Annotated in this window: 12 protein-coding genes; 8 read left to right on the top strand and 4 right to left on the bottom strand. The window is 24.4% G+C overall.

Features of this window, described 5'->3' with window-relative positions; genetic code table 11:
- Window positions 1–29 precede the first annotated feature (29 nt).
- The 5 genes from GOY08_RS08805 to GOY08_RS08785 all read left to right on the top strand — a co-directional run bounded on the left by GOY08_RS08805 (window position 30) and on the right by GOY08_RS08785 (window position 6,061).
- Window positions 30–551, top strand: a complete 522-nt coding sequence (locus GOY08_RS08805) for a type VI secretion system tube protein Hcp (RefSeq protein ID WP_158998529.1) — start codon at window positions 30–32, stop codon at window positions 549–551.
- A 92-nt stretch (window positions 552–643) separates the two neighbouring features.
- Window positions 644–2,377: a type VI secretion system baseplate subunit TssF gene (locus GOY08_RS08800; RefSeq protein ID WP_158998528.1), complete on the top strand. Its 1,734-nt coding sequence runs from the start codon at window positions 644–646 to the stop codon at window positions 2,375–2,377.
- On the top strand, window positions 2,374–3,288 hold the full coding sequence (locus GOY08_RS08795) for a type VI secretion system baseplate subunit TssG (RefSeq protein ID WP_158998527.1): 915 nt from the start codon (window positions 2,374–2,376) through the stop codon (window positions 3,286–3,288). Before GOY08_RS08800 ends, GOY08_RS08795 begins: the two co-directional genes overlap by 4 nt.
- Window positions 3,278–5,332: a type VI secretion system Vgr family protein gene (locus GOY08_RS08790; protein ID WP_158998526.1), complete on the top strand. Its 2,055-nt coding sequence runs from the start codon at window positions 3,278–3,280 to the stop codon at window positions 5,330–5,332. Before GOY08_RS08795 ends, GOY08_RS08790 begins: the two co-directional genes overlap by 11 nt.
- Before the next feature lie 18 nt (window positions 5,333–5,350).
- Window positions 5,351–6,061: a toxin-antitoxin system YwqK family antitoxin gene (locus GOY08_RS08785; RefSeq protein ID WP_158998525.1), complete on the top strand. Its 711-nt coding sequence runs from the start codon at window positions 5,351–5,353 to the stop codon at window positions 6,059–6,061.
- Here the strand turns inward: GOY08_RS08785 and GOY08_RS08780 are convergent.
- The 4 genes from GOY08_RS08780 to GOY08_RS08765 are packed head-to-tail and all read right to left on the bottom strand — an operon-like array spanning window position 6,049 to window position 12,339.
- A complete protein-coding gene (locus GOY08_RS08780; protein WP_158998524.1) occupies window positions 6,049–6,432 on the bottom strand; it encodes a DUF4280 domain-containing protein in 384 nt (127 codons plus the stop codon). The genes GOY08_RS08785 and GOY08_RS08780 overlap by 13 nt on opposite strands.
- An 11-nt stretch (window positions 6,433–6,443) precedes the next feature.
- Complete coding sequence (locus tag GOY08_RS08775) at window positions 6,444–7,496, bottom strand: type VI secretion system protein TssA (protein ID WP_158998523.1); 1,053 nt, start codon at window positions 7,494–7,496, stop codon at window positions 6,444–6,446.
- Window positions 7,487–11,575, bottom strand: coding sequence for a type VI secretion protein IcmF/TssM N-terminal domain-containing protein (locus tag GOY08_RS08770; RefSeq protein ID WP_158998522.1), 4,089 nt, complete (start codon window positions 11,573–11,575; stop codon window positions 7,487–7,489). Before GOY08_RS08770 ends, GOY08_RS08775 begins: the two co-directional genes overlap by 10 nt.
- A complete protein-coding gene (locus GOY08_RS08765) occupies window positions 11,572–12,339 on the bottom strand; it encodes a DotU family type IV/VI secretion system protein (RefSeq protein WP_158998521.1) in 768 nt (255 codons plus the stop codon). The genes GOY08_RS08770 and GOY08_RS08765 overlap by 4 nt, the downstream gene beginning before the upstream one ends.
- A gap of 148 nt (window positions 12,340–12,487) precedes the next feature.
- On the opposite strand from GOY08_RS08765, the gene GOY08_RS08760 reads away from it, so the two are divergent.
- The 3 genes from GOY08_RS08760 (at window position 12,488) to GOY08_RS08750 (ending at window position 14,103) form a co-directional block, all read left to right on the top strand.
- Window positions 12,488–13,258, top strand: coding sequence for a substrate-binding periplasmic protein (locus GOY08_RS08760; protein WP_158998520.1), 771 nt, complete (start codon window positions 12,488–12,490; stop codon window positions 13,256–13,258).
- Entirely contained in the window at window positions 13,259–13,684 is a 426-nt protein-coding gene (locus tag GOY08_RS08755) for a hypothetical protein (RefSeq protein WP_158998519.1), read from the top strand.
- Between the two features lie 71 nt (window positions 13,685–13,755).
- Complete coding sequence (locus tag GOY08_RS08750; protein WP_158998518.1) at window positions 13,756–14,103, top strand: histidine triad nucleotide-binding protein; 348 nt, start codon at window positions 13,756–13,758, stop codon at window positions 14,101–14,103.
- Window positions 14,104–14,168: the final 65 nt, after the last annotated feature.

The raw sequence follows: 14,168 nt of genomic DNA, 5'->3' as shown, positions 1-14,168 counted from the left end.
GAAGTTTTAACAATTTTTAGGAGACTGTTATGAAGTTTTATGATCGAGACTACTATGTTGTTCATTTTGAAGGCGGAACTTTGCCAATAAAAGGTGATTTCCAAGGAAAAAATTATGAAGATTCTGTAGAAATACTTGAATTTAGCAAACCTATTTCTGATGAAAAACAAAGTTCGCCTTCTAAACCTGATCCTGAAGCTATGGTTGGACCAATTGAAATTACCTTAAAGCTAGATGATGGAGCATCAAGAAAAAAGATTCACAATGATTTTATCAAATGCGTAGGTGGAAATTATGACCATTATACAAAAGTTAAAGTTTCAAAAATTTGTAAATTAAATGATGCTTACAGCTTTAAACTTGAACTAGAATTAGAAAATGTAAAAATTCATGGCTATGAATCAGGAATGCGGCATGGAACATTCATTTTACATTTTACAAATGGCAAAATGACCGAAGCTGAAATTTCAGACCAAGGTAAACACGGAGGTAATCTAGATTCCTTTTTGATCAAGTGTACAGATCCACCTGTTGGTAGTGCTGGTGTATAATTTCATTGCATTAGGTAATTTATTCCTACCAAAAAATTTCCTCTTTTAAATAAATAAAATAAAATATAAGTAAACATTCTTAGGTTGGTATTATGCTTGAACAAACTGAAAATGAATACATAGAAAACGAATTAATGTATTTGTATGAAAAAATTCAAAATTACTCTAAACTATTTCCTGATATAGCTTCAAAACTAAGATTTTCATTAAATGGAAGCGATGACCCTCATATCCAACTTATGCTTGAATCATTTGCTATCCTCACGAGTAAATTACAAAAACAAATAGATAATAGTACTTATCCGATAACAGCAAATATTTTAGATAATCTGCATCATTCAGGAAATAAGCCTATTCCTGCGCAAAACATATTAAAATTTGAATTAGATGAAACACAGATTAGTACCTTAACAAATGGTGTAAATATACCAAAAAACACTATTTTTTATCGAAAATTTGGTAGCGAATTTTGCAAATTTATGACAGAAACAGAAATTACACTTCTACCTCTAGAAATTAAAACTATTACAAATGAAAAGGATTTGGAAAATAGCAAAAAAATAAATTTAAGCATATCAATTATTCCAATGCGAGGAAGACAAAAAGCTATAAATATTAATAGTTTAAAATTCTATTTAAATGCTCCAAAATATTCACGTGCACATTTTTTAGATCTTTTATTTAATAATAAAACAGAAATTTTCTTAAAAGATAAGAAAAGAAATATTAAATTTAGAGTCCCTGCAAATAACATTATACTCCCTGCATTTAAAGAATATACTAATAATACTGAATATTATAAAAATTTTCACGATGCGGTTAAAATAATACGCGATTTCTTTTCTTTCAAAGAAAAACTTTACTATATTGAAATATATCATGAAGAATTAAAAAACATTACTGGAGAATTTGAAATTATTTTATCCTACGAAAAAAACCAAGAAAGAGAATTTTCATTAAAGAAAAATTATATTCTTTTTAATACAGTACCAATTATAAATTTGTATAGAAAAACGAGTGAACCATTAATTTTTGATGAAAAGAAAACTCAATATTTTGTTTACTCAAACTATAGTTTGAAAAATTTTGAAACTATATTCGCTGTAAATAATGTTTACTATGCAAATAAAGAAAATGAAGAAATTCTCCCAATTAGTTCATATCTACCAAACGAAATAATGTGCACTACTTTTTATGAAATTAAACGAGATTTATTAAATCCATCTCAATTACTATTCAATTTTATACAACCAATTAACAACAGCAATAATAATATTCCGGTATTTTGTAATTTATTTGTAACTAATGGAAAATATGCAGAGCAAATATTCGAAAATGACTTATTTGAAACAGACTTTGCATGCCCTGTAAAGAAAATTTATGCCTTGAAAAATAGTAGTTCTTTTATTGGAATAAATACAAATAATAATCTTCAATGGAGCTTATTAAACCTATACCAAACCAACAGTCTTCCACTTTTTGATGAAACATTTTTCCTAAAAAAATTAAAAAAAATAATTGATTTATACAATCTAAATACACCCGAAAATTATCAAGAAATAAATGCATTTTTCAACAGTATAAAAAAAGTGACTATAAATAAAAAATTGATTAACAAAACAAGACGAATGCTTGATGGCATGGTTGATTCATTTGAATTTAATTTTACTTTAGACAATGATAATTCCAAGTTAGAAAGTTATTGTATATTTGGAGAATTTTTACTTTTTATTATTAAATCTTATTTACCAATAAATAATGAAGCTACAATAATCATAAAAAAAGAAAATAAAATAGAACAATATTACAGAAAAACCACATTATGAGTAAAATATCAAAAAAGCAAAAAGAATTATTAAAAACAATTTCCACTAAATATGAGTTAATTCCTCTAATAAATTACTTAAGCAAGAACTTCAAGATACAAAACAACAACTTAACATATCTAATTAATTATTCATTCTCAAATACACTAAATACAATCCATGAAATATCTATATCAAATGAAAATAATTTATATATCAAAGTAAATGCAAATAATTTTCTCGGAATGAAAGGAATATTACCTGATTATTTACTAGAAATTGCCAATTATAGTAAAAATAATTCTTTTAAAGAGTTTTTTAATATTTTTTTTAATAAGATATTTCACCAATATTTAGAAATCATTAGAAATAGATTTATTCTTCAAAATAGAGAACTTTATTTTGAGATCTTTCATAGTCTTAATTTAAGAGCTTCAAATAACTCAAACTATTTTAAATTTATTTCTCTTATCAATAATGATTTTCAATCAAATACATCTTTGAAAATAATACTTGAAAATCTGACAACATTACAAGTTAGTATTGAAAATAATAAAGGTAAATTTTATGAAATTCCAATTCAATTACAAGCAAAATTACTTTCTTCTACTAGATTAGGAGAAAACTCTTATCTAGGAGAGTGTAAAATAATTCCATCTAGAAAAATAGATATTATTTTTCATTTAGATAAAGAAGATAAAATTGAAGAAGCTATAAAACTTATTACTAGCAATAAAATAATAAATTTAATTAACGTTTATACAAACAAAAAAATTGGATATGATTTATATTTAATTTTTAACAGTAATAAGCCATTGATACTTAAAAAAGAAAAAAACAACCTTGGAATTAATACATATTTAAATAATACACATTCAAAGGGTAATAAAATAAAATTGAAAGTATTTAGGATGAGAGAAGATGAATATTAATATCACTGAAAAACTTTTAATAGAAGTTTATTCTGAAATACAGATAGAGACGGTAAAAAACAAATACATAATTAATAATCTGCAATTTATCCAAAAAATATCTGAAATTGATGATTTATTAATAAGTATTATAGATACAAATAATGAAATTAATCAAAGCGTCCTTAATAAAAAGGTCATTATTTATATAGAAATTCCAGACAAAATTACAGATTATCCAAAAGAAAAAAGAGTAATTAATTACACGGGATATATTTATAATTTCTTTTCAGAAAATAATGAAATTAAAAATAAAAAAGAAAAAATTTATACCTTCAATATAAAACCAAGTTTCTACAAATTAAATGAAGGTAGAAGAAGAAAAATATTTCAAAACAAATCTTGTATTGAAATAGTTGAAGAAATATTAAAAGAGAATAATTATTCAGAATATAAATTAAATATTTCTGATAAATCAATTTATAAAAAATTAGAATACATAACTCAATATGAAGAATCAAATTTAGATTTTATTTCAAGATTATTAGAGCAAAATAGAATATTCTACTTTTATCTTTATGACACCAATAAACAGACTTGTGAATTTATAATTTCTGATAATTATACACAATTTAAAGATGAGACCAAAATTCCTTTTAATGTTGTCTATCAATTCTCAGCAAAAGATAAGTTTACTGAGATATTTCCTCCATTAAGCAGAGAAAGACAGATAATCAACTCAATATTAGTAAATGCTTATAATTATAAAATTCCAAAGACAAAATTAACAAAGCAGCAAAAAAATGAGGATCAAAATTTATTCTCTACTTATGGTGAAAACTTTCAAAGTATTTCTGATGTTGAAAAATACTTAACAACACTGTTTTTAGAAAAAAACTACGATTCCACTAATTTTGAAAGTTATATACGAAGACCAATTGATATTGGAACAAAAATAAAGATTAAATCAAAAGACTATCCAGAATATGATGGTGAATATGTTATATTTAAAAGATCTTTTACTATCGAAAAATCGAGACTATTATATAATATTTGTTTTTTTCCAGCAGAAAAAAAATTTGCTCCTAATTTAAAGTTTAAAAAACCAATTGTTCATGGAATACAGTTAGCAATTGTTGTAGGAAATAAAAATGAGAATGTTTATGTTAATAAATCTGGAACAATTAGAGTACAATTTTACTGGGATCAAGATCATGAGTTTAATCAAGAAAGCTCAAATGATATTCGTGTTTCACAATTTTTTGGTGGCAGAAGTGGAGAAAATAGTTCCATGGGAGCTTGGTTTATACCTAGAGTTGGGCAAGAAGTTGTTGTTGGTTTTATCAATGGCGATCCTGACCAGCCTATTATTCTGGGTTGTCTTTATAATGGATCAAATGCTTCACCTTTTGAAGGAAAAGAAAATTCAGAAGGTTACACAAAATCTGGAATAAAAACTTGCTCAATACCTGATGGGGAAAAGGGGCATGAATTTATTTTTGATGACAAAAAAGATGAAGAAAAAATAACCTTGTCCACCTCAAAGGATCTTGAAATACTGGTTGCTAATGACTCAAATTTTAAAATTCAAAAAAATTCAATAGTAGAACTAGAAGAAGGTGACTATACCTTTAATATAAATAAAGGTAATAGAAAAGTAACACTAAAAGAAGGAAATTATTCAATCACTATAGAAAAAGGAGAATTGATCATTGAAACCGATAAGAACATAACATTAAAATCAAAAGAAAATATAACATTAAATGCGGATAAAAATATTGAAATTAATGCTGAAAATATTTCAGTAAATGCAAAGGACAGTATAAAAAATTCTGCCAAAAATAATGTATCAATCGAAGGAAATAATATAAAAACCACATCTAAAATGGATACTCAATTAACAGCTACTGCTAATCTAAAAATCTCAGGAGGTACAGCAACAAATATTAAAGGGCCAACTGTAGGTATTGAAAGTAATTTATCTTTTGAAATGAAAGGTGCCATTGGAAAAATAGAAGCGTCTGGACCTTTAGAAATTAAAGGTGCTATCACTAAACTAAATTAATTGTTTAATGGAGACTCCATGAATTCAAATGATAGTTTGCAGGAAATTAAAGAATACTATGATAATGGTAATTTAAAAAGTATTTGTCATAAAAATAATTTCGGATTGAATGGCGACTTTAAACTCTATCACATGAATGGTAAAGAAAAACAAATTTCTTACTACTTGAATGGGTTACTACAAGGAAAGACAACAATTTGGGATGAATTTGGCAATACACTCTATGAAATGGAATTTTTATCTAATAAACTAAATGGCCCATTCATTGTTTACTCTCAAGGAATAAAAAATATTTGTATGCTTTATATAAATGGCACTTTAAATGGTAAATATGAAGTATATTCTAGCAATGGAAATTTAATTCAATCGTCTACATATTTTAATAATTTACTTGAAGGTGAGAGCAAGTATTTTAATGAAACAACAAATACATTAATTAAACAAGAATTCTATCGAAAAGGAAAACTTTCAGGAACTGTTACTACATTCTATCCAAATCAAAATAAAATGTTAGAGCAAGAGTATATAGATGGAACTTTAAATGGATTTTCTAAATTTTACTCTCTTGCAGGAACTTTAACTGAATGTAAAGCATATCAAAATGGAAAAATAATATATCAAAAGAATTTTGATTCAGAAGGAAATGAAATCTCAAGTTCAAAATTACCAAGTTTCAAATTATCATTTATGAATAAATTTCTCACAAAAATATTGAGCTATAAAACTTGAGTTTGTCCTGGATTTAAAAAAGATATCATTCCACCCCACATACATATTCCTTTTGAATTTATATCTAAAGCTGGTTTTCCACCCATTAGAACTGTTGGTGAAGTTGTCAGCCATGGAGCTGAAATAGCTGGTATACAAGGTGCTGGAGTAAAAACCCCTAGAGCCGCTGCAGTTAAAGCAACAACCATGGGATTGGCTGGAGACTGGCACATCCCAAATGGCGGGATATTAACCATAGGTATATTATCCATAATTTTTCCTGCAGGTGTTGGCATAAATACCATAGAATCAGGCAAAGCATTAAAAACAGCTGGAATCATTCCAAAACTACATTGGATTTGACCCGCTGTACATGAAAGTGGACATGGCATTTTCATACTCCTTAATCATATTGATTTTCATCTTCGTGACTTGAAAACCTTTCTTGTTTTTGAGAATCTTCAAACAATGCGAAAAGACTATTTTGATCACTCGATATTTTAAGAACTTCAAATACAATCTCAAGAAAAGATCTGTTTTGCCATTTTAGTGCACGTAATACAATCAAAGGAACAGGACTGTGTGGCTCTAATTCAAGAAGCATATCAGCGTACTTTCTTAAATTATTATAAATATCATTCCTATTTAATCCAGAATTTTCAACTTTTTCATAATAAATTTCTTTTTCAAAATTATGAAATTTACTATCTTGTAAATTATCATTTTTTGCCTCCCCACTTTTTGTTACTTTTAATTGTGATGAAACAAATTTTTTTATATATTGGGTAACTTCAAAAATTTTTCCAAATATGTTTTCCTCAATTATTTTTTCAGAAAATAAAAATTCTTTTAATTTTTTTAGGTTCTTTTCCAATTCTTGCAATTCATCTTGTATTACTAGGAGAATTTCAAAATCATCCTGTTGAAGTAATATTTGCAAAGAGTCAGAAGTCTCTTTTTTTCCCATAAATAATTCTATATCTTTAAAAAAGATAAATTTGTTTGAATTTTTGATTTGAAATAAAGGAAGTATTTTTAATAAATATGGCAATTTTTCATCTAGCCAAAGATATGGAGATTTTCTAGAATCACTTTCTTCTTGCAATTGGGGAAAAACGTTTTCCCAATATTTAGTACTTATAGATAATAAAAGCTCACATGAATTAGCTAAACCTAAAATACCATATTGTTTTAATCTTGACTCTAATAAATAACAACAAACCATCAGATCTTTTGTTTTATTCTTTAACAAATCTAAGCACAAATATTCAATTCTATTCCAATTAGTTTCCTTACTATCTGATAAAACCCAAACTCCTAAATTTTCATTTTCTGGTTGTTGTCTATCTCTTTTAATTTGCAAAAAACTTTCATCATACATAACATCTTCGCCACATGGAAAATTTTTACTTATCGGTTCTAAAAGCTGCGAGATATTTAAAAGATTTATTTCCATACATTATTTCCTTCATTTTTAGAATAAGAAAAATTATTGGGGTAAGGAGCTTCTGTTGGAAAAGGTGGAATTGGTATATATTGTTTATCTAAATTTTCCACACTAATTTTCATTACAATTTTAGCTAAATTTGTCTCTATATCATCCATGTTTTTTAAATTTTTAATCTTTTTTACTGGAACATTAAATTTCAAAAAACGAGATGAAAAATCTGAGTTAAATTGATTGGAATATTTTCTTTGCAGAGCAAAAATAGACCATTTATTGTTAAATTGAATAACAACTTTTTTATCAATATTATCTATTTCATATAAATTCTTTTTCTTTTCATTTTGTAAATTTGGATATACGGGAAAATCTTTCGCCCATCTTAAGGAAATTGTTGTAGGATCAAGATATTCCCAAGATATTTTCTTTATTCTATTCGTAGTAGATATCTGTTTATTTCCAAAATCAAATTCTCTTTCAACAATACTTTCAGTATTTTCTTCATAATTTTTTGATATTTTTAAATCTACTAAAAAGTTTAATTTTAATTGATCTGCTTCTGATTTAACTGGATCAAATTGTATAATTTTAAAGATGTTATCTAACTTACTTAAAAATTCAAAAGTGTCTTTCCATTTATTTTTATCAGAAATTAAAACCTTATATTTTTCTAAATCTCTAAAAGAATTATACATTGAATAAAGTCTGCTAAATTTATCAATATCTAGTTCGTCACTTGAATTTACTGGAAGATTTAAAGAAAATGGGAATTTCCCAGAAATTTCTTTATTAAAAAATAATGCAAGTTTATCATATTCATTTTTATAAAAATTCTCTATAAGTTCATTACACTGATTTTTTAAAAGAACAAGAATATTTTTCTGTTTCTCAAAAAAGAAATCATAAATACTAGAATTATTATTATATTTTTCAATAATTTCATTGCAATTTAAAGTATTAATTTTTGGCATAGTATTGACAATAAAATCTTGTAAAGTTAAAAAACTGCTATCCTTACTTTTTAAATCTAGTGCTGCAATATTATTTTTCCAGAAAACAATATTTTTTAAATCATTTTGGGAAAAATCACTTCCTATAAAATCTGATAATTGTAGTAAATTTTGAACATAATCATTTTTTATTTTAATGATTTCATTTTTTTGCAATTCAATATATTCATTTAATTCTTTGATATCATTAACCATGTATGCTTGAAATGCTAAGTTTTCAATACCATTCCACCATTTAAAATTTGCATTTTTTGGACTAAAAAAACCTCTATTATTAAAATCTTCATGAATATATGATAAAAAAAGTGAAATATCTGTATTAAATGAATTTTCTATAGACTTTAATAGATTAATAGCCCCAATTTCTTTCAATTTACTCAGAATGTAAGTATTTCGTTTTATATTTTGATTAAAACCAAGTATTTTTTCTTTACTTATTTTCTTATTTTCTGACTCAAAGGATATATCATCAGTATGTTTTACTTTCAATAACATCTCAAAGGAAATACTTTGAGCAGCGTATTTTGTTAAGAGCGTGATAAATTTCGGATTGATAGTCTTAGTTTCATTACTTAGAAATTTATCATATTCTATAAGCAATGACTCTAAATATTCTAAATCACTTTCAGACCACTTATACTTTTCTTGATATTGAATATTTTCAGGAAGTTTTATTCCAATTGAATTCATCATAAAATTTTTTTCTTTAAATTTATCTAAAGTAGCCAGTAATTCAGGAATTTGTGGCGAAATAATGATTTCACTATCATTTTTCCCTTTATCTGTTTTTTGCGCCAGAAATAGAGCTCCTAGTACTTGCGAATTAAATGATAAAGACTTGCTATTTCTTAAAGAAACTGCCTCTTTTATTTTGTTTTCAAATATCTGCAAAGAGTTTTCATCACTTAGTAAAATAGATTTCTGCAAGATAATTTTAATTCTCTCAATTGGATTTAATAAATTTGTTGGTATTTTAAAATTACCTTGTTTTGTTGAAACAAAAGAATTATCAATTAACTTATTTAGTAATTCATATAAATCATTGAATTTTTTTTGCGCAATATTTATTGTTAAATCTTTATCAATATTATCTATTTTTTCTACAACTGAATTAGAAATTTGAAAAAGTGAAGAATCTCCTTCAATTCCTTGTTTTGCAGAAGTAAGCAAATCTAAAAACTTTTTACTAAAAGCATTTTTAATTAACCGCAAATCTATATTTTCTTGGTTTTGATCTTTATTAACTTTAAAGTTTATATTATATTTATCAAATAAATCACTTAAATCAGCATCAAGCAAATAATTTAATAATTTTGTTGAATCAACAACGTTAACTTTTTCATTAAGTTTATTAAAAAGATCAATGTAGTTTTCATTCTTCCAACTTAATTCAGAAAAAGCGTAAAGATCTTTTAATTCATTTATGTTTATTTCTAGTTCTAAATTATCTGAATAACCTACTAAATTATTTGTAATAAGTTTACTATTTTTATCTAGCAATGAATATCTTATTGGTTTTATTACATAAAATATTAATAAATTATTATAAAGATACTCTATATTTTCTGTATATCTAGATAAATAACTAATTGGATAAAAGATACTTTTTATATCATTTTCAAAAATTGGATTATACATATCATAAACATATACAATATTTTTTATACTTATTTCTTTGTCTTTTAATTTAATTTTATTTTGTTCATAATTTTTATCAATATATGAAGTCAAATAATATATATTTTTATCAACCATATCAACATAATTTTTTGTTTTTTTTGCAAAGAAATAAGTACTGAAAGAAAAAGTTATAATTAGAAAAGGCAGAATTATTTTTGGATATAAAGCATAACGCTGAGCACTCAAAAAGTAATTAAATGTAGGCGAACTCAACTTTATTTCTGGTAATACCTTCCTAAAAAAAACGTCTTTAATAAATAAACTTTTACCAAAGTTAATAAATTCATTTGGAGCTTTAAAGTTACTAAAGTATAATGAATTATTTTTTGACTTAATAGGAACTCTTAATCCTTCAGCTTCAAATCCTGTTAAGTAAATTCCACGCAAAGTATAGCTATGATTGAAAGATTTATTATTGAATATAATATTGATGAATTCCTTCAATTCAATTAAATATAATTCAAGTTCAAGTGGAAAATTAATAGTGTCTTTATTATATATATTTTCTCCATCACAAATTTGTTTTTCAATATTAAATTGTTTAATTTTCTCTAGTATGCTATTTATAGCTTCGTCAAAAAAATTCTCTTTAAATATAGCTTCTAAATCATAGGGATTTGACCATCCAAAAATTTGATTTTTAACATCTTCACTTAATTGGGAAGTAAATTGATTAAAGCCATAAATTTCTTCCAATTCAGTTACAAATAAATAAACAGGAATTTTCAAGCCAGATAAATTTTGAATGTAGTTTAGTATATTCTGATAATTTAATGCTAAAATTTTAATTTTTTCTTTTTTAATTGTTTGACTTTCAAAATATATATCGGCTATTTCAGTTATTGGTATTTTTAAAATTATTGACGATATCGGCTTTAAATACCTAAATTTTGCAATTGTACTAATAATTTTTTTTATACTTTTTTTATAATTTACTGCTCCATACTTGAAAAATAGACTTTGCTGATCTATATCAATCAAAATATTTTCATTATATGTCTTAACTTCAAGAAGAGATTCAAATTTTTCTTCACTATTAAATATTAAATTAGGATTCTTAAAGATATCTCGTTTTTCATCTTTATAGATTCCAAAACTTACTATAAAGTTTGGATTAAATTTTTGATTGTTCAATTTTTTAAGATCAGAAATAGAGGATTTTAAATATAAAAAAAATGCATCTTTTTTAAAAAATTTAAAAGCATTAGAAAAAGACATCTTCTTAGGAAATGAAATTTTTTTACTTTTTTTTAATTTAATTTTTTTCATTTTTTTATTTTTTAAAAACAACCAATAAAAAACCAAAAAAGCAGAAATAAAAACAATAAAAATAAAAGAAAAATAAACTAGAAAGAAAAGTATTGAATTTGTAGCTAGAAGTTTGTTTAAATTTAAAATCATTTAACTAACTCATTTAAAATTTGATTATACTTTTCAATTTTTTCACTACTTTTATTTGTTATAAAGAACCAAAGTAAACTTGAAATTAATAAATATAAAAAAATCGTTATCAATATGTAAAAATACCATTTTTTTATGTCAGGTAAAAATAGTTCTTTAATTTCTTTTGGAATACTTAATGAATTATTTAAGACTAATTCTTTTTCTTCTGTAATATTTAATTTACTATTCAAAATTTTGAAAAGTTCTTTTTGATAAAATTTAATTTTATCTTCTTCTTTTGTAATATGAAATTTTCCTTTAAAACCCAAGCCAAGTAAAAGCAAGTAAACGTATGCTAGATCTGAATTTAATGTGTCATTTTCTTTAATAATTTTTTCAATTTTATCAAAAATAACTGACCCAGAAGATCTAGTTCCATAAAATGTATATTCAAGAGTGTTATCTTTCCAGTAATCTGAAATTTCATTATTTTTTTTCAAAAAAAATTCATCACTAAGAGCTATCATTGCATATTGAAACTCTAAATATATCTTATTATTTATTCTTTCATAGGATGTATTATTTGTAACAAAAAGTACAATATTTTTATAAATTTCATTCCAAATTTCCTTTATCTCAGAATAAAAATCTTTTAATTCAGTAATTGATCTTTCTTTTATAATCTCTAATTTCAAATCAATTGTTTTCTCAAATAATGTCAAATCAAAGCAAAATTTTTCAAAAAATTGAATATTTTTAGTTTGAAGTACCGATATACTCATATTATATCCTAATTTATTACATTATCTAATAATCTCATTCATTTGAAAAATTTACTGAGTAAAATTTGCCTGGTGTTAGATAATTGATATTTCTTTCTTTATCATACTAAAGAAATTTATATTAATATTATGTAAATTAAGGAATAATATGAAGTTTAATAATATAATAAATATTACTTATTTTTTAATACTTGTATTTTGCAAAATAAATTTTTGTTTTGCAGAAGATTTAACCATTGTAAAAATAGTTTCATGCCACAGCCCACCTTATTTTTTTTATGAAGATAACAAATTCAAAGGTTCAGAAGTAGAACTTTTAGCTTTAATTTTTAGATATATGAATATAAATTATAATTTTTATATCACAGATTGTAATGATGCAATTCAAAAAACTAAGGTCGGATATTATTCTATATTATTACATAATAACATTAATAAAAACGATAGCTCTAATTTATTATCTAGTGATTCTATTTTTCAAATGAATCTTGTTTTTTTTAGAAAAAAATTTGATTATACGCAAAGTTTTTTGAAAAATATAACTATAGGAATTCCTTCTGGCTATTCAGATACAAATCTAAAAAAAAATAAAAATTATCATCTCGTCTCAATATCTGGAAACAATAATTACTTAAATGCACTTCTTAAAGTATATTTTAATGAAATAGACTATTTTCTTTGTGATCAAATAACTTGTGAATATGTTATAGATAAATATAAAAACAAATTCCCAGAGCTAAATCGTATAGAACGCAGAACTACTCAATTATATGAAAAACTATCCAGAAATGCTTATTTTTCTAAAATTAGTTCAATAAACAAAGAAAGATTTTATGAGTTTAATTATGTTTTAAAAAAAATTAAAAACACTTATGCTTATAAAAATATTTTAAATAAATACAATATCAGGAATAATTAAATGAAAAAAATTGCTAATATTTCTACACTAGTCATTTTTTTTCTTTCTTGTACTACACCAAAAATGAATTTAGAAGCTTATATAGATATAAATGCAAATAGTTATTCTGCAATACCAGTTGATGTTATTTTTATTTATGATGATAAAGTTATTGATGAATTTAAGAAAATGTCAGCTGCTAATTGGTTTTTAAAGAAAGAACAGTTTATTAATGATTATGCTGTGAATAATTTAATCCAAGTCTTATCTTATGAAATAGTACCAGGTCAACATTTTGCTGTTTCTGACTTTAAACCAATGAAAACTCCTTTAATTACGATTTTGTATGCTAATTACCTCAATTCAAATGAAAACAGAATTATCTTATCAGATTATAGTTCTATTCGTTTGAAATTAAAAGAATCTTCTTTTTTGCTAAATCAATAATTTATGTTTTTTAAAATCTTTGTTACTGTCTTCAGTGTATGTCAAAGCAAAGCTTTAACTATGAGGTACATATGACTGAAAAAACGATTTTTGAAAAAATACTCGCCGGAGAGATTCCTTGCAAACCAGTTTATGAAGATGAATATACTTTAGCATTTCATGATATTGCTCCCCAGGCACCTGTACATGTATTAGTAATACCAAAAAGAAAAATTGTTAATGTTGCAACCTCAAATGAATCAGATATTGAACAAATGGGCCGGGTGCTCTATGCAGCTAAAAAAGTAGCAGAATTAACAGGTATAGATAAGTCGGGTTATAGACTAATTATGAATAACGGTGAACACGGCGGACAAACTGTTTACTATCTCCATTGCCATGTCATGGGTGGTCGCAGTTTAGCTTGGCCTCCAGGGTAGAAAAATAATGATATTTTATTGAAAAACTTATTTTTCAATTGATCATATTCAAAATACCTGAAAAA

Origin of the sequence: Pigmentibacter ruber, from assembly GCF_009792895.1 — a bacterium.
Lineage (GTDB): Bacteria > Bdellovibrionota_B > Oligoflexia > Silvanigrellales > Silvanigrellaceae > Silvanigrella > Silvanigrella rubra.
This window is presented reverse-complemented; position numbering and strand designations above follow the sequence as displayed.

Coding starts and splice junctions, on each gene's coding strand:
- GOY08_RS08770 (WP_158998522.1), bottom strand. CDS start 11,575: ATGATTTTAAATTTAAACAAACTTCTAGCTACAAATTCAATACTTTTC.
- GOY08_RS08760 (WP_158998520.1), top strand. CDS start 12,488: ATGAAGTTTAATAATATAATAAATATTACTTATTTTTTAATACTTGTA.
- GOY08_RS08755 (WP_158998519.1), top strand. CDS start 13,259: ATGAAAAAAATTGCTAATATTTCTACACTAGTCATTTTTTTTCTTTCT.
- GOY08_RS08780 (WP_158998524.1), bottom strand. CDS start 6,432: ATGCCATGTCCACTTTCATGTACAGCGGGTCAAATCCAATGTAGTTTT.
- GOY08_RS08765 (WP_158998521.1), bottom strand. CDS start 12,339: ATGAGTATATCGGTACTTCAAACTAAAAATATTCAATTTTTTGAAAAA.
- GOY08_RS08795 (WP_158998527.1), top strand. CDS start 2,374: ATGAGTAAAATATCAAAAAAGCAAAAAGAATTATTAAAAACAATTTCC.
- GOY08_RS08775 (WP_158998523.1), bottom strand. CDS start 7,496: ATGGAAATAAATCTTTTAAATATCTCGCAGCTTTTAGAACCGATAAGT.
- GOY08_RS08800 (WP_158998528.1), top strand. CDS start 644: ATGCTTGAACAAACTGAAAATGAATACATAGAAAACGAATTAATGTAT.
- GOY08_RS08750 (WP_158998518.1), top strand. CDS start 13,756: ATGACTGAAAAAACGATTTTTGAAAAAATACTCGCCGGAGAGATTCCT.
- GOY08_RS08785 (WP_158998525.1), top strand. CDS start 5,351: ATGAATTCAAATGATAGTTTGCAGGAAATTAAAGAATACTATGATAAT.
- GOY08_RS08790 (WP_158998526.1), top strand. CDS start 3,278: ATGAATATTAATATCACTGAAAAACTTTTAATAGAAGTTTATTCTGAA.
- GOY08_RS08805 (WP_158998529.1), top strand. CDS start 30: ATGAAGTTTTATGATCGAGACTACTATGTTGTTCATTTTGAAGGCGGA.